This is a genomic window from Arthrobacter ginsengisoli (genome assembly GCF_031456935.1).
Classification (GTDB): domain Bacteria; phylum Actinomycetota; class Actinomycetes; order Actinomycetales; family Micrococcaceae; genus Arthrobacter; species Arthrobacter ginsengisoli.
In genome coordinates this window covers 1-17416 of the sequence record NZ_JAVDVQ010000041.1, presented here as the reverse complement: position 1 = coordinate 17416, position 17416 = coordinate 1, and the positions used below count along the sequence as shown (strand labels likewise).

Below are 17416 nucleotides of genomic sequence, written 5' to 3'. Positions count from 1 at the left end.
GCTCTCGACCTGGACCTGCACCGGGATGCCGGTCGCGAGGATCCCGGCGCGATGACCGGGCTTCACCAGTAGCCCACGCCCGTTTTCCGCGTGGCAAAGTGATGACTCCGCCCCGCCCAAATCGACTCACCACTACACGCTGAATTCGGAAGCAGCCGGTGGGTCAGCTCTTCGGATCAGGGTCCGCCGGCGTTTCGTCTCCTCGCATATCCCAAGGCGAGGGCCAGCCGGTGTATGAGGTGCTCGGTTTCTGCCGATAGCTCCGTCTCACCGATCAGGGTGAAGAGACGGCATCGCTTTCCCGGTTCCAACCCCTTCGTTACCCGCACCGCCGCTCCCGTCAGCTGCCTCGTGGACGGACAAGACGCTAACCCATCCACAACGAAGCAACCAGAGCCCCAAACCCCCGTGAACTACATGGCGGACAGCGTGGGAAGCACTTAAGATATCGAAGGATTTCGAGAACCCGCTGAATCGAGAATCGGCGCGTGCGACAGCCCGTCTGGTTACTCTTCGAACTGGCGGCTGATGAATCCTGACATGCCGGGAACCGTGAATCGGACGGCACCATGATCCGGGGCGTAGATGAGGCCTTTGGAGATGAGGCTGGATCGGGCGACGGTCAGTTGGCTCGCTGCCCGGTTCAGCCGCGAGGCCACCCGGGCGGTGGATGATGCTTCGTCGTTGTCTTCGGCCATCGCCCGGAGATACTGTCGTTCGGCCGGCGTCGCCCGTTGCCAGCGCGACCTGAAGAATCCCGCGTCGAGTTGTTCCGTCCCAATTTCGATGGCCAGTCGGGCGTCGTCAAGGTTGACCGTTTTACTGGAGGATACGTCCCAAACGGCCTTGCCATAGGCCTGCAGGAAGAAGGGATAACCGTCGGCTGCCGTGACGAGCGCCCGAAGGGCATCTGCATCCACGTGCGCACCCAGCCGGTTCATCGGGAGGCTGATAGCGTCAGCTGCCGACGCGTGGTCCAGGGCGCCGATGGTGCGGTAGTCAAAGAGGCGTTCGGAGTATGACCTCGTGGCGCTGAGCTTTCCGGGAAGGTTGGGCAGCCCGGCGCCGATAATGAAGAATGGCCAGCCTTTCTGGTCGGCCATGTGCTGGACCGAAATCAGGGCGCCCAACAGCTCGTCGTCCAGGTCCTGCATTTCGTCGATGAAGATCCCGAACCCGCTGCGGGTTTTGCCCATGGCTGTTGCTATGTCTTCGACGAGCTCTTCGAGGTCGATGTCCAGGTTCCCGGAGTCCGCCCGGCCTTCCGTAGTGCCGAGGGTGGCTGACACTCCCGTCACGCCGAGGGTCACATTGAAGGAACCGATGCTGCCCAGGACACCCTTTACGTAATCCCAAGCGGACCTGGTCCTCAACCTTCTCGCCCCCGCCTCGATCGCCCGGGCCAGTTTTTGCCGTGTTGCCTTCCGGCCGTCCGGAGAGGGCTGGGCTTCGATCTGCACAACGAACCAGTCATGCCGCTCTGCCTGGGCGGCGAAGTTGTTCAGCAGCACGGTCTTCCCGACGCCCCGGAGCCCGGACAGGAGCATTCCCCGCTCGGTGGCTTGGCGTTTGGTCCTGACAATCAGTCGGTCGAACGCTTCTATTTCTGATTCGCGTCCCTCCAGCGCGGGAGGCTTGAGTCCTGAGCCGGGGGCGAAGGGGTTCATGTCGGAGTCCACGCGAACAGTCTATAGAAGAGTATGAGCCGGTATAAGGATATTTTTATACCGCGGGATATTTTTTTATGAACTCAAAAAAATACGCAGGCAGAGTCGCCAGAACAAGTGGGGTCCCGCGCCCTGTGGGCCCGACGCCGCTTCTGGCGCCGCTCATCACCCCGGAGTGTGTCAGCCGAGGATTTCGGCGCCGCACGTGTCAGGCAGCCGGGATCCACCGCTATTCAGGCTCTCGCCAAGATGACATGGGCGGGTGGGTACGGATGGGCCGGCGCGTTAAGATCACGCAAATTTCTGGCCTTCCGGTATATGGAAAGCGTTAAGGCCCGTTCCGCTGGAACTCATCCGGTGTTGTCCTGAAGGGAGAGGACACCGCAGCCGCCGTGGTCGCGGTCCGCCCCTCGGCAGGAGCCAATCGAAATGAACACCACGTCCCGGCGGATCCACGACGCGTCCGGTCTTCCGGCCGGTACCGTTGCCTCCCGGGAATTCGTCGCCGTCGATGACAGCGGGGAGTTTTCGTATCACCGGTCACAACAGGATCTGGTGGCGGCGTTTGAGTATGTCGGGGAAGCTGCGTGCATCATCGACCGCAGCGGCAGCGCCTTTCGTCTGGTGCTGGATGCGAACCGTCACCTGACCCTCGGGCCCGCGCTCGGCCCGGTGGAATTCCATTGGCTCCGGCACGCGTGGCTGGACGCCCAAAACGCGCACCCGGAAGGACACCGGCTCCGGCGCTTTTACCCCGTTACCAGGGACGAAGTGGTGTCGGGCCTGTTCGAAACCCTTGCCCTGGAAGGCGGGACGGCACCGGTCGAGGGTGCCTGGTCCCTGGACATCGAGGGCTTTGCATCGTTCCCGTCCAACATTCAGGAGATCGACCGCCGGCTCGCACGCGGGGACCGGCTGGAGCGGGCCCGTGTGAAGGACCCCTTCGGACACGTCTACCGGCCAGCGCGACACCGCAAACACCGGTACCTGCCGGCGGCCGCCGGCTCCATCCTCTACATCGAAATCCCCGCCAGCGGCTCGCTGGGTTCAGTCCCCCACGCCCTGCCGTAGCGGGCTCAAACCGCAGTTCCGGGATCCGCGGCGGCGCAGCCCGGGGTGAAGCCCGCGTGATGGCCGGTGTTAAGGATCCGTCAAGATTGGAGCCGTGCCGGGAACGGCGCCTGGAGCCGGTGTTATCGTCGGCAGTGGACACGATGGCGGGCATCGCGCGGAGAGGTACAGATGACCACGATGAGCAGGCCGCCTGCGGATCCGTCGGCGGCGAGGCCGGGAGCCGGGGAGAACTTCAGGCGGTGGCTGCTGTTCGGTCTGCAGGACGCCAAGGGGGTCCATCAGGGTCCCGGCGCGGTGGGCGATGCGCACCTGAAGAAGCATCGGTGGTGGCAGGTGATGTGCCTGACCGGCGTCGATTACTTCTCCACCCTGGGCTATCAGCCGGCGATCGCGGCCCTGGCCGCGGGCGTGATTTCGCCGCTGGCGACCATGGTGCTGGTGGCCGTCACCCTGTTGGGCGCCCTACCGGTCTACCGCCGGGTGGCCGGTGAAAGCCACCGGGGTGAAGGCTCGATTGCCATGCTGGAGCGGCTGCTGCCGCGCTGGGGCGGGAAGCTCCTGGTGCTGGTCCTGCTGGGGTTCGCCGCGACGGACTTCATGATCACCATGACGCTCTCCGCCGCGGACGCCACCGCACACGCGATCCAGAACCCCTTGGTTCCGGGCTGGATGCAGGGACAGAACGTCCCGGTCACGTTGTTCTTCCTTGCCCTGCTGGGGGCCGTGTTCCTGCGCGGGTTCAAGGAGGCCATCGGTGTTGCTGTCGTTCTTGTCGGTATCTACCTGGCCCTGAATGTCGTCGTGGTGATAACGACCATCTTTGAGGTGTTCGTCCACCCGGTTGCCGTCGATAACTGGTGGCTGGCCCTGACCACCCAGCACGGGAACTGGTTCATGGTCGTCGGGATCGCCCTGCTGGTCTTCCCCAAGTTGGCCCTGGGCCTGTCCGGCTTCGAGACCGGCGTGGCCGTGATGCCGCAGATCAAGGGACGCCCGGGCGACACCGAGGAGAAGCCGGCAGGCCGGATCGAGGGTGCCCGCCGGCTGCTGACGACAGCCGCCGTCATCATGAGCGCCTTCCTCATCACGACCAGCTTCACCACGGTGATCCTGATCCCGGAGCAGGAATTCCAGCCAGGCGGCCAGGCGAACGGGCGGGCTCTGGCCTACCTCGCCCACGAATACCTCGGGAACGGCTTCGGCACCGTCTATGACATCAGCACCATCGCCATCCTCTGGTTCGCCGGGGCCTCCGCGATGGCCGGGCTGCTCAATCTCGTGCCGCGATACCTGCCGCGCTACGGCATGGCCCCCGGGTGGGCGAGGGCCGTCCGCCCGCTGGTGCTCGTGTTCACCGCCGTCGGTTTCCTGATCACCTGGCTCTTCGACGCCGACGTCGATGCCCAGGGCGGTGCGTACGCCACCGGCGTCCTGGTGCTCATGACCTCCGCCGCGGTGGCCGTTACCCTTTCCGCCCGGCGCGGGAAACAGCGCAAACGCACCATCGGGTTCGGTGTCATCGCCGTCGTGTTCATCTACACCACCGTGGCCAACATCATCGAACGCCCCGAAGGCATCCGGATCGCCTCGTTCTTCATCGTGGGCATCATCGTGATTTCGCTGCTGTCGCGCATTCGGCGGTCCTTTGAACTCCACGCCACCCATGTCCACATGGACCGGCAGGCGCTTGAGTTTATGTCCTCGAACGTGGACGGGCCGCTAGCGATCATCGCCCACGAGCCGCTGCGCCTGAGCCCCGAGGCCTACCGGGACAAACTGGACTCCGCCATTGAGGTCAGCCACCTGCCGGTGGACTACCAGGCCCTGTTCCTGGAAGTGGTGGTGGACGACTCCTCCGACTTCGAGACGGAGCTCGAGGTCCGCGGCGTGACCCGGCACGGCTACCGGATCCTCGAGGTCCACGGACCCGTGGTGCCGAACACCATCGCCTCGGTGCTGTTCCACATCAGGGACGTGACCGGGCTGATGCCGCACATCTACTTCCGCTGGACGGAGGGAAACCCGGTCACCAACCTGCTGCGGTTCCTGTTCCTGGGCGAGGGCGAGATTGCACCCGTGACCCGCGAGGTGTTGCGCGAAGCCGAACCCGACGTCACACGGCGCCCCTGGGTCCACGTCGGCTGAGCCCCGCCGGTCAGATCCTGCCGGCACGTCGCCCGAGCAAGTCCGTGCGCGTCCCGTCCTTCCCCAACCCATCGGCTCCGGGGGAAAACGGGATTGAAGGAACGGACGCCGGCATGTCCGAGGACGGGGATGGCACCGAAATCCACCCACCTTCCGCGCACGTTAAGATGGCGTCAAGATCCGCCCTCCGGGCGTTAAGAAACCATCAGGAACCGGCCATCTCCCGCTGGAGAGGAGTTGACTTTCAGTAGCCCCACAAACGGGGCATGGATGAAAGGAACCTGCAATGGCCGACCTGGCTGTTCTCGGAATTCTCATGGTGTCGATGGGCTTCGTGATGTGGATCGGCCACGTCCTGGCCGGGATGGTCGGCGGCGCCGATGACCGGCCGGAGGGCGGCAAGTGAGCGCCGACGCGATCATGTGGCTCGTCCTGCTGATTGCGGGACTGTGCCTCTTCGGCTACCTGCTGGCCGTCCTGATCCATCCCGAGAAGTGGTGAGCGGACCATGACTTTCAACGCCGCATCCTTTGCTGTCCAGGTGGGGGCGCTGGTCATTGTCCTGGCAGCGCTGCATAAGCCCTTGGGCGTCTACCTGGCGCGGGTTTTCGAGGGCAAGACGTCCAGCCGGCCCGAGCGTCTGTTCTACCGGCTCGCAGGGGTCGATGCCACCACCGAGCAGACCTGGCCCGTCTACCTGCGCAGCGTCCTGGCGTTCTCGGCCGTCTCCATCCTGGCCGTGTTCGGCCTCCAACGGCTGCAGGGGGCCCTGCCGGGCAGCGGGTCCCTGCCCGGCGTGGATCCGTGGATAGCCATGAACACGGCCATATCGTTCGTGACCAACACGAACTGGCAGACCTACGTCCCGGAGTCCACGGTGGGTATTTTCGTGCAGATGACGCTGCTGGCGGTGCAGAACTTCCTTTCCGCCGCCGTCGGGATCGTCGTCGTCGTCGCACTCATCCGCGGCATCGCCCGCACGAGGACGCAGCGCCTCGGCAACTTCTGGGTGGACCTGGCCCGGACGTCGTTCCGGGTCCTGCTGCCGCTCGCGTTCGTCGCGGCCATCCTGATGGTCCTGGGCGGGGTGGTCCAGAACTTCTGGCCCACCGAGGTGACCAACCAGGCCACCGGCGTTTCGCAGCTTGTCCCGGGCGGTCCCGTCGCGTCCCAGGAAGCCATCAAGATCCTCGGGACCAACGGCGGCGGCTACTTCAACGCCAACTCCGCGCATCCCTTTGAAAACCCCAACGCCCTGATCAGCTTTTTCGAGGTGTTCCTCCTGCTGCTCATCCCCTCCGCACTGCCCTATGCGTTCGGCCGGATGGTCGGGGACCAGAAGCAGGGCTTCACGGTGGCCGCCGTGATGGGCACCCTGTGGCTGGCTTCCATCGCCCTGATGGGCTGGGCCATGGCCACAGCCCAGGGAACGGCGACAGCAGCCGCCGGCGGACTGGGCGAGGGCTTTGAACAGCGCTTCGGTCCGGTGCCGAGCGCGATCTTCGCCACCTCCACCACGCTGACCTCCACCGGCGCCGTCAACGTCGCCCACGATTCGCTGCCGCCGCTGGCCGGCGGCGTCGCCATGGTGAACATGATGCTCGGCGAGGTCGCCCCGGGCGGAACCGGCTCCGGACTCTACGGCCTGCTGATCCTGTCCATCATTTCCGTGTTTATCGCCGGGCTCATGGTCGGGCGCACCCCGGAGTACCTGGGCAAGAAGATCGGCCCGACGGAAATGAAGCTCGCCGCCATGTACATCCTGGTCACCCCGACCCTGGTGCTGGCCCTGGCCGGCATCACCGTCCTGCTGCCGGACATCATGGCCAACGCCCCGGCCACCGGCCCGCACCAGTTCAGCGAAGTGCTCTACGCCTTCACCTCCGGGGCCAACAACAACGGCTCCGCGTTCGGCGGCATCACCACCTCCGGCCCCTACCTGTCGGTCATGATGGGCCTGGGCATGCTGCTGGGCCGCTTCCTCCCGATCGTCCTGGTGATCGCCCTGGCCGGATCCCTCGCCCGCCAGCGCAAGATTCCGGCCTCCGCCGGCACCGTCCCCACCCACGGCCCGCTGTTCGGCTCGCTGCTGCTCGGCGTGACGGTGATCATGACCGCCCTGAGCTACTTCCCGGCCCTGGCCCTGGGCCCCCTCGCAGAAGGACTCCTCAAATGACCCCGTCCGCCACGGACACCGCCGCCCGCACCTACGCCGACGGCAACCCCCTCGGGACCCCCGGCGAGCACAAGCACCACACCAAGGCCCCGGCGAAACTGACGCTCACGTCCGTCATCGCCGCGCTGCCGCTCGCGGTCCGGAAACTCTCCCCGCGGCAGATGATCCACTCCCCGGTCATGTTCACCGTGCTGGTGGGCGCCGGCCTGTGCACGGCGATCTGCCTGTACCGCCCGTCGGTGTTCGGCATCGCGGTCACGGCCTGGCTGTGGCTCACCGTCCTCTTCGGCACCCTGTCCGAATCCATCGCCGAGGGCCGGGGCAAAGCCCAGGCCGACAGCCTCCGCGCCAGCCGCAAAGGCGTCCAGGCCCGGCTCCGGCAGCCCGACGGCACCACCCGGGACGTGCCCGGCACGGAACTGCGGCGGGGTGACGTGGTGATCTGCGAAGCCGGCGACGTCATCCCCTCGGACGGCGAAATCATCGAAGGCCTGGCGAGCGTCGACGAATCGACCATCACCGGCGAATCAGCCCCGGTCATCCGCGAATCCGGCGGCGACCGGTCCTCGGTCACCGGCGGCACGAAGGTCCTCTCGGACCGGATAGTCATCCGTATCACCGCCGAACCCGGACAGACGTTCATCGACCGGATGATCAAACTGGTCGAAGGCGCCGTGCGGCAAAAGACCCCCAACGAAATCGCGCTCCACGTGCTCCTGGTGTCCCTGACCATCGTGTTCCTGGCCGTCACCATGTCCCTGGCCCCGTTCGCCGCCCTCGCCGGCGCCACGCCGTCCCCGATCGTGCTGGTCGCCCTGCTGGTGTGCCTGATCCCCACCACCATCGGGGCCCTGGTCCCGGCGATCGGCATCGCCGGGATGGACCGCCTGGTCCAGCACAACGTGCTCGCCACCTCCGGCCGGGCCGTGGAGACCGCCGGGGACATCACCACCCTGCTGCTGGACAAGACCGGAACCATCACGTATGGCAACCGCCGCGCCGTCAATTTCTTCCCCGCCAACCAGGTGGAGCGGACCCGGCTGATCGAAGCGGCCCGGGTCTGCAGCCTGGCCGATGAAACCCCCGAGGGACGCTCCATCGTGGACCTCGCCGCGGACAAGGGCGTGACCGGGGCCGATCTGGTCACCCTGGAGCGCAGCTCCGGCAACTTTGCCGTGGTCCCCTTCAGCGCCAGCACCCGCATGAGCGGGCTGGACCTGGACGGGCTGCAGATCCGTAAAGGCGCCGCCACGACGGTGGCGGCCTTCGTTGCCGGATATGGCGGGCACACCCCGGCGGAGGTCGAGGACCGGGTCAAGGAAATCGCAGCCCAGGGCGGCACACCCCTGCTGGTTGCCCAGGTGGACAAGAACGGCCAGGCGGACATCCTGGGGACCATCCACCTCGCCGACGTCGTCAAACCGGGCATGCACGCCCGCTTCGCTGAACTGCGGCAAATGGGCATCCGGACCGTGATGATCACCGGGGACAACCCCATCACCGCCAAGGCGATCGCCGCCGAGGCCGGCGTCGATGATTTCCTGGCCGAAGCAACCCCCGAGGACAAGCTCGCGGTCATCAAAAAGGAGCAGGCCGCAGGGCGGCTCGTGGCGATGACCGGGGACGGCACCAACGACGCCCCGGCGCTGGCCGCGGCCGACGTCGGCGTCGCGATGAACTCCGGAACCCCCGCCGCCAAGGACGCCGCCAACATGGTGGACCTCGACTCCGACCCCACCAAACTCATCAACATCGTCGGCATCGGCAAGCAACTGCTCATTACCCGCGGCGCCCTGACCACCTTCTCGGTCGCCAACGACGTCGCGAAGTACTTCGCGATCGTCCCGGCCCTGTTCGCCGCCGCCTTCCCGGGGCTCGGGCTGCTGAACATCATGGGCCTGGCCACCCCGTCCTCGGCCATCCTGTCCGCGGTGATCTTCAATGCCCTGATCATCATCGCACTGGTGCCGCTCGCGCTCCGCGGGGTTAAATACCGTGCGGTCTCCGCCAACCAGGCGCTGGCGCGGAACCTGCTCATCTACGGGCTCGGCGGGCTCATCGCACCCTTCATCGGCATCAAAATCATCGACCTGATGATCTCCCTCATCCCCGGAATCGGCTAGGAACATCCCCATGAACGCTCTCACCGGCTACCTCCGGCAGGCCGGCACCGCCCTGCGGTTCCTGCTCTTCGCCACCCTGGTTCTCGGCCTGGCCTACCCGCTGGCCGTCTTCGGCGCGGGACAACTGATCGCCCCGTACCAGGCCAACGGCTCCATCCTCAAAGACAGCACCGGCGCCCCGGCCGCATCCGCCCTGATCGCCCAGGCCGCGGCCGACGCTTCCGCCGCCCAGGACCCGCGCTGGTTCCACGCCCGGCCCTCGGCCGTCAAGTGGGACCCGGCCTCATCCTCGGCGTCCAACCTGGGGCCCAACGACCCGAAACTGCACGACGCCGTCGCCGCCAACCGGTCCGCCGTCGCCGCCGCCGAAGGCGTGGATGCGGCAGCGGTCCCGGCCGACGCCGCGACCGCCAGCGGTTCCGGACTGGATCCGGACATCTCCCCGGCGTATGCCCGGCTGCAGGTTCCCCGCGTCGCCGCGGCGCAGCATCTAAGCGCCGACACCGTGATGTCCCTGGTCAACAGGCACACCACCGGGGGCCTGGTGGCCTTCCTGGGCCAGCCGTCCGTCAACGTGACAGCACTTAACGTTGATCTGGCCGCCGCGGTACCGTCCAAGTGAGAATCCAAACGGAGGGATAACCCATGGCACGTGGAACGCTGCGGATCTTCCTGGGGGCCGCGCCGGGGGTGGGCAAGACCTACGAGATGCTCGAAGAAGCCCACCGGCTCGGCAAACGCGGCGAGGACGTCGTGGTCGCATTCGCCATGGACCACGGCCGCAGCGAGACCCGGGCGCTCCTGGACGGACTCGAAGTCATCCCGCCCAGGACGCTGCCCTACCGGGGCACCGAGTTTGAGGAAATGGACCTCGACGCCGTCCTGGCCCGGGCCCCAGGCACCGCCGTCGTGGACGAATACGCCCACTCCAACATCCCCGGCAGCCGCAACGAGAAACGCTGGCAGGACGTCGATGCGGTCCTGGACGCCGGCATCAACGTGCTCTCCACCGTCAACGTCCAGCATCTGGCGTCCCTCGGCGACGTCGTCAGCGCCATCACCGACGTCCACCAGGCAGAGACGGTGCCGGACGACGTCGTCCGGAAGGCAGACCAGATCCACCTCGTGGACATCTCCCCCGAACTGCTCCGCCAGCGCCTGGGCGACGGCAAGATCTACGCCGCCGAGAAGATCGACGCCGCCCTCTCGAACTATTTCCGCCTGGGCAACCTCACGGCACTGCGCGAACTGGCCTTGCTGTGGCTGGCCGACCGGGTGGACGAGGGCCTGGCCAAATACCGGGCCGAACAGGGCATCGACGAAAGCTGGCCGGCCCGGGAACGCATCGTCGTCGGGCTGACCGGCAGCCCGGAAGGGGAAGTCCTGATCCGCCGCGGGGCCCGCATCCTCAACCGCGTCAACGGCGGGGACCTGCTGGCCGTCCACGTCCGCGCCGCGGACGGTGTGGCCAGCGAATCCCCCCAGGCGCTGGAAGCCCAGCGCCGCCTGATCCTGGACCTGGGCGGCAGCTACCACATCGTCACCGGGGAGGACCCGGCCGCAGCCCTCCTGGACTTCGCCCGCAGCGTCAACGCCACCCAGATCGTCGTCGGCATCTCCCGGCACAAAAAGCTCGCCGGCCTGATCGGCAACCTGCTCGGCGGCGGGGTCGGCACCCGGGTGGTCCGCGATTCCGGGGACATCGATGTCCATATGGTCTCCCACCCCCTCGGCGGGCGGGGAACCCGCCCGTCACGGCAGCGCGACCTTGGCCGCGTCCGCGTCACCGTCGGGTTCGTCCTGGCCGTGCTGTTCCCTGTGCTGCTGCAGCTGCTGCTCTCCCTGAACCCGGACCAGAACGTTGCCACCGCGGTACTCGTCCAGCTCGCCGGGTCCGTCGCCGTCGCCCTCGTCGGCGGACTCTGGCCCGCCATCCTGGCCGCGCTGTGGAGCAGCCTCCTCGTCAACTACTTCTCCACGCCCCCGGTGGGAACCCTGACCATCAGCGATCCGCAGAATCTCCTGGCCCTGCTGGTGTTCGTCGGCGTCTCAGCCGCCGTCGCCGTCGTCGTCGACCTCTCCGCCCGCCGCTCCAAAGAAGCCGCCCGCTCCCGAGCGGAAGCCACGACCCTGGGGGACCTCACCCGCGGGGCCGCCCGCACCGAGGACACCCTCAAAGGTCTGCTGGAACAAGCCCTGGACGTGTTTCAGGTCAGCGGCGCCGCCCTCTACTCTTCCGCCGGGGCAGGTCCGGCGGAGGAAGCCGGCTGGAGGGTCGTTGCTGAGGTCGGCGCCATCCCTGACGCAGTGCCGGATGGAGCTGAAAACGTCGAACAGATCGACCCCGCGACCCGGCTCGTCCTCTCCGGCCGGACGCTGCCAGCCAGTGACAGACGGCTGCTGGGAGCGTTCGGTGTCCACCTGGCCGCGCAGCTGGAACGCCAGCAGCTGGTGGCCAGCCGGCGGGAGATGCTGCGCCTGGCCGAGAGCAACACGATGCGCACCTCCATCCTCCGCGCTGTCTCGCACGACCTGCGCACCCCCTTGGCCGGCATCAAACTGGCTGTCGGAGGCCTCAGACAGCGCGACATCCATTACACCGCCGAGGAGGAACAGGAACTGCTCGCCACCATCGACGAATGCTCCGACCGGCTGGACGCTCTGGTGGGCAACCTTCTGGACATGTCCCGGATCACCTCCGAATCCGTCAACGCGCTCATTAAGCCGTTGCGCTGGTACGAAGTGATACCAGGCGCCCTCCGTGGAATCCCGGCAGGCAGGGTACGGGTGGAGCTGCCGGGAAACATGCCAGAAGTCGACGCCGACGCCGGAATGCTCGAACGGGTGATCGCGAACATCGTGGAGAACGCCGTCAAATACGCCCCCGATTCCGACATCGTCGTGGTCGGGGCGGACGGCGGGTTCAGCCATGCAACCCTGCACGGCCGCCCTGCGGGAGAGTTGCGCATCATCGACCACGGCCAGGGCGTGCCGGCTGAAAGCGTCATCCGGATGTTCCAGCCCTTCCAGCGCCTCGATGACGTCCCCCAGGCCACCGGCGTCGGGCTCGGCCTGGCCGTTGCCAAGGGCTTCACCGAAGCGATGGGAGGAACGCTGACCGCGGAAGAGACACCAGCGGGCGGGCTGACCATGCTGATCCGGCTGCCGCTCTCCGCCGGCGCCGCGTTCGACCGGGATGCCGCCCAGGCCCCGGTGGAGGCGCAGTCAGCCCTGCTGCGGCGACATCACACCCAGCCCCTGTCCAGGACGGAGGGCACGCTGTGAACGACGTGCTGGTGGTCGACGACGACCCCCATCTCCTCAAAGCGCTCAAAATCACCCTGCACGCCCACGGATACTCCGTCGTGACAGCCCCCGACGGCGAATCCGCCCTCCGGTCAGCAGCCCAGCATCCCTTCGGCGTCATAGTCCTGGACCTGGGCCTGCCCGACATGGACGGCACCGCGGTCATCACCCGGCTCCGCCAATGGAGCCGCGTTCCTATCCTGGTGCTCTCCGCCCGGCACGGGTCCGACGACAAGGTCAAGGCCCTGGACGCCGGAGCCGACGACTACGTCACCAAACCCTTCGGACTGGACGAGCTCCTGGCCCGGCTGCGGGCCGTCCAACGCCGGACCATCCAGGGCGAGGAAGCACCCGTGGTGACCACAGCGTCCTTCACAGTTGACCTGGCCCTGCGACGCGTCACCCGCAACGGGCAGGACGTGCGCCTGACCCCCACGGAATGGGGCATCCTGGAACTCCTGGTCCGGAACCCCGAAAAACTCGTCACCCAGCAACAGCTGCTCACCGAAATCTGGGGTGCCGCCTATACCAAGGAAGCCAACTACCTGCGTGTCTACATGGCCCAGCTCCGCCGCAAACTCGAACCAGAACCCGGCACCCCCCGCCACTTCCTCACCGAGACCGGTATCGGCTACCGGTTCCAGCCCTGACCCGGCAGCCGCCACCACCCCGACAACCCGTCGCCGAACATACACCGGGTGAGCCACCATCCTTGGTGCGCTCCGCCCGGCCGGGTTGCATGTTCGCGTTCGTATCGAGAATGGTGGCTGGCGGCGAGCTGCCCGCGAAGGGGCGTCATAATGCGGCGGCTCATCCGGGTTCAGCTGAATCCAGCTGGCCGAAACGTGAATGATGTCTCGGCGCACACTGGTGCATCCGTGTCAGCCGCCGACGCGCCGGGGCAATGACCAGCCGTGCGGGCCGGCGTGCCGGTTGCGCTTTCGGGTTCGCCTCACTGAGGCGTTCGCAGCTCCGGTCACTTCGATCCCACGGGGCGGGGTGGTGGGGTCGGCACGTGTGGGAGCAGACGGGCGGTGAGGTTACGGACGGTAATGCCGGTATTTGTCGCGGGCACCAGCAGCGCGGAGGCGAGAGTATGGCCGCGTTGACTCGGGCCGCTCGCCTTGCGGTGGCGGGTTTCGTAGGCGCGGAAGGCGGCAGTATGGTCCTCGGGGGTGGTGGCCAATGTCTCGGCCAGGGTGGTGGCGCCGATCATGGCCTGGCTGGATCCGTCTCCGAACAGGGACACGCAGGAGGCCGCGTCTCCGAGCAGCGTGACCCGGCCGTGGGACCAGGCCGGCAGCTGGACCTGGCTGACCGAGTCGAAGTACAGGTCGTCGGCGGCGCGCAGGCGGTCGAGCAGCTCAGGCAGCACGGGTGGCGCGGGTGCCGGCCAGCCGGCGTGGGCGTCGAGAGTGATCCGCTTGTGGGCGTCGACGTCGCGCCGGTCGAGCCCGGGCCGGGCCGGGCCGCGAAAGATGAACGCGGCCCCCTCGATGCCCCGCACGGGGTGCACCGTCAGCGAACGACCCGGCGCGTTGTACATCAGGATCGTGGTCGGATCGGCCGCGGGCCGGTCGAGCGGCAGTGTGGCGACGTACAGGCCGAGGTGACGGACGAAGTCCGTCTCCGGGCCGAACACCAGGGTGCGCACGCTCGAGTGCAGCCCGTCGGCGCCGGCGACCAGGTCAAACCGGCGCGGGGCCGCGTGCTCGAACGTGACGTCGACTCCCCCGGTGTCCTGGCGCAGTGCGGTGATCGAGTCGCCGAACAGGAACTCGGCATCGTCGCGGGCGGCATCGCAGAGGATCGCCGACAGGTCGGCCCGGGGCACCTCGACCTCGCCGCGATTTGGCCGTCCCAGCCGTAGCGGACCGATCCGGCGACCGGAGCCTGTGACAAAGGCAAAGCCGGTCGCCTGGGTGGCAGCGTCACGCAAACGCGGCATGATTCCCATCCGGCCGGCCACCTGGGCGGCCCCGCCCCGCACGTCGACCGGGTTACCGCTGGAGCGCAGTCCCCGGGCGCGTTCGACGACCGTCGGGCGGAATCCCTCCCGGGCCAGCCAGTACGCCAGGGTCGGGCCGGCGATACCGGCCCCGCAGATCAGCACTGTGCCTCGCCCCATACCCGCCATCCTAACGATTTCGAAGAGCCCAGGACCCTGCTCCCGCGGCCACCGGTGTATGCGCTGCGGATTATCGCGTCGCTCCTCGTGTGCCGGGCAGTGTTGAGGGCCCCGGCCGGCAAGCGTCTGGCCTCTGCACCTGTGCATGCGCTGGCCCCACTGCCGTGGCACTTTCCGACCGCTCCCCCCGCTGCGAAAGACCCACATGGATTGTGACTGCTGGCCGTCCCCGGGCAGGTACCTGACCTCCACAGGACCCAGGCCGTGTTTGGGCCACTCGAGTCCCGCTCACCGTCCAAACACATGGCGTGGGGCGCCCCGTCCCGTCTACCACCTGGTTCCCCACAGCCGTGCGCAAACGGACCTGCAAAACCGCCATTCAAGCCGCGATGTGCCCGCGAACTCTCCCAGCGCAGCGGCGCAGACCTATGAGCCGTCCCAGAGAAGGAGTGGCCCGGTATCCGAAGAACATGCATGCTTATCTGCACCGGCAACTCGTCACATCAGTCCACCTCAGCGGCAAACTTTTGTGCGAAGTCCGCCTGGTGCTGAGCGCCTCGGTTCGTTCTGGAGGGAACAACGGGCCCGAGCGGCTAAGGAGGTCCACTCATGGGAGGAATAGTGAGGTGAGTCCATCTGTCTTCAACTTGTGGGATGGAGCGAGTTGGCCCAGCCATTCCAGTACGCTGCGGTTTGGCTCTCCTGGCGAACCACGCGGTCGGGCGCTTCGCCCTCAGCGGGCCAGAAGCTGAGCTGATAGGTGTCGATCGGTTCCTCCGTTTCAACGATTGTGTCGACCGCGCGGGCAGAGTCCATTCCCCTTGCCGCATACCGGACGCGGTAGGTGCCAGGAGCTAGGTCTATTGGATATGAGACTTGGCCTGCCCACTCCTTTAGGAAGGGACGGTTGACCATTGTGGATGAGACTTCGACGACGTCCTCCCATGCCCAGTCCAGTGGTGGTTCTGCATCGGAGAACTGGACGCTGAAATTCACGTGGCCGGTGTGCAGTCCCGTGATTAGAAATAGGAGGCTGGGACTGGATGCACCGCACAGGCCGTTGGACTGACCTCGAAAAGATGCCTCCAGATCGTAATCGAAGACGGGCCCGGACACGACATAAGCCTGGCCGTAGTGCACCCACAATCGACCGTTGAAGAGGGTCTTCATGGCAACACTCTAGACTGCTGGCGGAATCCGATCTCAGCGCCCAAGATATCCCAGCCAGGGATCCGCAATGTGCACTGCATTGCCCGTTGGGGACGAAACCGAAGAGCCGCTTCAATCACTGCCTCCTGGGATGGCCCGGAGATATATAGAGTACGAGTCTGCTACCGATAAGACCTCGCCTCCACCGACCAACGTAGGGGGCTATGACAAGCTCCTGAACTACTGCCGAGGGAAGGAGGTGGCCCTTCCCCGCTCGCGCGATGGCCTGGTCGTAATTGATTCCTTGATTGAGAACCCGGAGGCCGACAGGGCCTAACGGGACTTACTACTGCCATTGGCATGTCCTACGGAGACGTTCTCACTCACACCATCCCGGGCGCCCACCGGGAAGTTGTCGAAGAGGGCTTCCCAATGGTCCGGATAAGCAGGAACACCAGCATTTCGGTTATCCATGTGGCTCAACGACGGGTTGAAGTGGGATTGCCGGCCCTCGCGATGAATTACGGCCGCGCACTCGACCTTACTGACCAAGACAGGCTTGGAGGCATGCGCTAAAGGCTACACACCAGATCGTCTCGAAACCCTTGGGATATGAGGCGTCTCATCGACTGAACGACCGCGACGACCGGCAGTGCCCTAATTTTCTTGGAATCGAACGAGTTCGTGCACCGCAGGCGAGTCTCGTAACTATGTCTCGAAAGCTTCTGATTGAATCGGTGTATCCACCGTTAGTTACGAGACATGTCGGAGCAGCCCATGACGAAACTGATCGGCTACGCACGTGTTTCGACGCGGCAGCAGTCCACCGACCGGCAGCAGGAGGATCTTCTGGCCGCCGGCGTCCGACGCGATGACCTCTACGTTGATCACGGCGTGTCCGGGGCGCGAGCTTCACGACCCCAGTTCGATCGGGCCCTCGACGCGCTGATCGATGGCGACACCCTCGTCATCACGACACTGGACCGGCTTGGACGATCCACACAGAACATGCTTGCCTTCGCCGACGAACTCCGCGGTAGAGGCGCGGGCCTACGCGTCCTGAACCTCGGCGGCGGGGACGTCGACACCGCGACACCCATGGGCTCGATGTTGTTCACGATCATGGCCGCATTGGCGCAAATGGAACACGAGATCAAACGCGAACGCATCACCGACTCCATCAGCAAACGCAGAGAAGCCGGCAAGGACCTTGGCGGCCGACCCCGCCGGGTCACCGACAGTCAGATTCGAAGCGCTGTCCGCCTGGTTGAAGGCGGCGACCCCGCTGCGCAGGTTGCCCGCGATCTCGGAATGTCCCGAGCAACGTTCTATAGACGGTCGCGAGCACTCAAGGACTAGCCGCATCGCATCATCCTCCCTGAAGGGGAGACCAAGCGATCACGGAACGCCGCCAAGGAGCGATTAGATCCACCAGGCCAACTGCGAAAACCGCCAAACCGAGCTGTGAAAAAACCGCCATTCCCGGTTAACAGTCACAGACGGCGCATCAACTAATTTGACAGAAAATCCCAACCTCCGAGAGAAAAGCTCACCTAGTCCGAAAATGAGATGACCTGCCTGTGGTCGGGGCCAGCGTGTGGGTGTCCGGAGGCGACATGGAGCCTCCGGTGGTCATGAAGATGGGAGT

The 17416-nt window shown here is 66.2% G+C and carries 12 protein-coding genes and 1 pseudogene; 10 read left to right on the top strand and 3 right to left on the bottom strand.

Translation table 11 applies throughout. The features are described 5' to 3' along the window. Window positions 1-506 precede the first annotated feature (506 nt). The gene (locus J2X01_RS21240) at window positions 507-1679 is read right to left on the bottom strand and encodes a DUF8462 domain-containing protein (protein WP_310062319.1); all 1173 of its coding nucleotides are present in this window, start codon (window positions 1677-1679) and stop codon (window positions 507-509) included. Window positions 1680-2096: 417 nt separating this feature from the next. On the opposite strand from J2X01_RS21240, the gene J2X01_RS21235 reads away from it, so the two are divergent. From J2X01_RS21235 to J2X01_RS21200, 8 genes are all read left to right on the top strand, one after another. Beyond that, a complete protein-coding gene (locus J2X01_RS21235; protein WP_310062317.1) occupies window positions 2097-2738 on the top strand; it encodes a hypothetical protein in 642 nt (213 codons plus the stop codon). Window positions 2739-2909: 171 nt separating this feature from the next. Then, on the top strand, window positions 2910-4886 hold the full coding sequence (locus J2X01_RS21230) for an APC family permease (RefSeq protein WP_310062315.1): 1977 nt from the start codon (window positions 2910-2912) through the stop codon (window positions 4884-4886). Window positions 4887-5288: 402 nt separating this feature from the next. Then, window positions 5289-5387, top strand: a complete 99-nt coding sequence (locus J2X01_RS21225; protein ID WP_084475820.1) for a potassium-transporting ATPase subunit F — start codon at window positions 5289-5291, stop codon at window positions 5385-5387. A 7-nt stretch (window positions 5388-5394) separates the two neighbouring features. Continuing rightward, window positions 5395-7062 (top strand): potassium-transporting ATPase subunit KdpA, encoded by a 1668-nt coding sequence (gene kdpA / locus J2X01_RS21220; RefSeq protein WP_310062305.1) that lies wholly within the window; start codon window positions 5395-5397, stop codon window positions 7060-7062. Beyond that, window positions 7059-9185 carry a potassium-transporting ATPase subunit KdpB gene (gene kdpB, locus J2X01_RS21215; RefSeq protein ID WP_310062302.1) on the top strand — a complete coding sequence of 709 codons (2127 nt, stop codon included), beginning with the start codon at window positions 7059-7061 and terminating at the stop codon, window positions 9183-9185. The genes kdpA and kdpB overlap by 4 nt, the downstream gene beginning before the upstream one ends. Before the next feature lie 10 nt (window positions 9186-9195). After that, entirely contained in the window at window positions 9196-9807 is a 612-nt protein-coding gene (kdpC, locus tag J2X01_RS21210) for a K(+)-transporting ATPase subunit C (RefSeq protein ID WP_310062299.1), read from the top strand. Between the two features lie 23 nt (window positions 9808-9830). After that, window positions 9831-12470: a DUF4118 domain-containing protein gene (locus J2X01_RS21205; protein WP_310062297.1), complete on the top strand. Its 2640-nt coding sequence runs from the start codon at window positions 9831-9833 to the stop codon at window positions 12468-12470. Further along, window positions 12467-13141 carry a response regulator gene (locus J2X01_RS21200; protein WP_310062295.1) on the top strand — a complete coding sequence of 225 codons (675 nt, stop codon included), beginning with the start codon at window positions 12467-12469 and terminating at the stop codon, window positions 13139-13141. The genes J2X01_RS21205 and J2X01_RS21200 overlap by 4 nt, the downstream gene beginning before the upstream one ends. A 326-nt stretch (window positions 13142-13467) precedes the next feature. Here J2X01_RS21200 and J2X01_RS21195 read toward each other — a convergent pair whose 3' ends face one another. Further along, window positions 13468-14619: an FAD-dependent monooxygenase gene (locus J2X01_RS21195; protein WP_310062292.1), complete on the bottom strand. Its 1152-nt coding sequence runs from the start codon at window positions 14617-14619 to the stop codon at window positions 13468-13470. Window positions 14620-15261: 642 nt separating this feature from the next. Beyond that, the gene (locus J2X01_RS21190) at window positions 15262-15789 is read right to left on the bottom strand and encodes a hypothetical protein (RefSeq protein WP_310062289.1); all 528 of its coding nucleotides are present in this window, start codon (window positions 15787-15789) and stop codon (window positions 15262-15264) included. Window positions 15790-16113: 324 nt separating this feature from the next. Here J2X01_RS21190 and J2X01_RS22110 point away from each other — a divergent pair. Together J2X01_RS22110 and J2X01_RS21185 are read left to right on the top strand one after the other, a co-directional pair. After that, window positions 16114-16344, top strand: a pseudogene (locus J2X01_RS22110) (DUF6278 family protein); the annotation flags it as partial. 201 nt (window positions 16345-16545) lie between these two features. After that, window positions 16546-17127, top strand: a complete 582-nt coding sequence (locus tag J2X01_RS21185; protein ID WP_310062287.1) for a recombinase family protein — start codon at window positions 16546-16548, stop codon at window positions 17125-17127. Window positions 17128-17416: the final 289 nt, after the last annotated feature.

Coding starts and splice junctions, on each gene's coding strand:
- J2X01_RS21235 (WP_310062317.1), top strand. CDS start 2,097: ATGAACACCACGTCCCGGCGGATCCACGACGCGTCCGGTCTTCCGGCC.
- J2X01_RS21230 (WP_310062315.1), top strand. CDS start 2,910: ATGACCACGATGAGCAGGCCGCCTGCGGATCCGTCGGCGGCGAGGCCG.
- kdpA (WP_310062305.1), top strand. CDS start 5,395: ATGACTTTCAACGCCGCATCCTTTGCTGTCCAGGTGGGGGCGCTGGTC.
- kdpB (WP_310062302.1), top strand. CDS start 7,059: ATGACCCCGTCCGCCACGGACACCGCCGCCCGCACCTACGCCGACGGC.
- kdpC (WP_310062299.1), top strand. CDS start 9,196: ATGAACGCTCTCACCGGCTACCTCCGGCAGGCCGGCACCGCCCTGCGG.
- J2X01_RS21205 (WP_310062297.1), top strand. CDS start 9,831: ATGGCACGTGGAACGCTGCGGATCTTCCTGGGGGCCGCGCCGGGGGTG.
- J2X01_RS21195 (WP_310062292.1), bottom strand. CDS start 14,619: ATGGGGCGAGGCACAGTGCTGATCTGCGGGGCCGGTATCGCCGGCCCG.
- J2X01_RS21190 (WP_310062289.1), bottom strand. CDS start 15,789: ATGAAGACCCTCTTCAACGGTCGATTGTGGGTGCACTACGGCCAGGCT.
- J2X01_RS21185 (WP_310062287.1), top strand. CDS start 16,546: ATGACGAAACTGATCGGCTACGCACGTGTTTCGACGCGGCAGCAGTCC.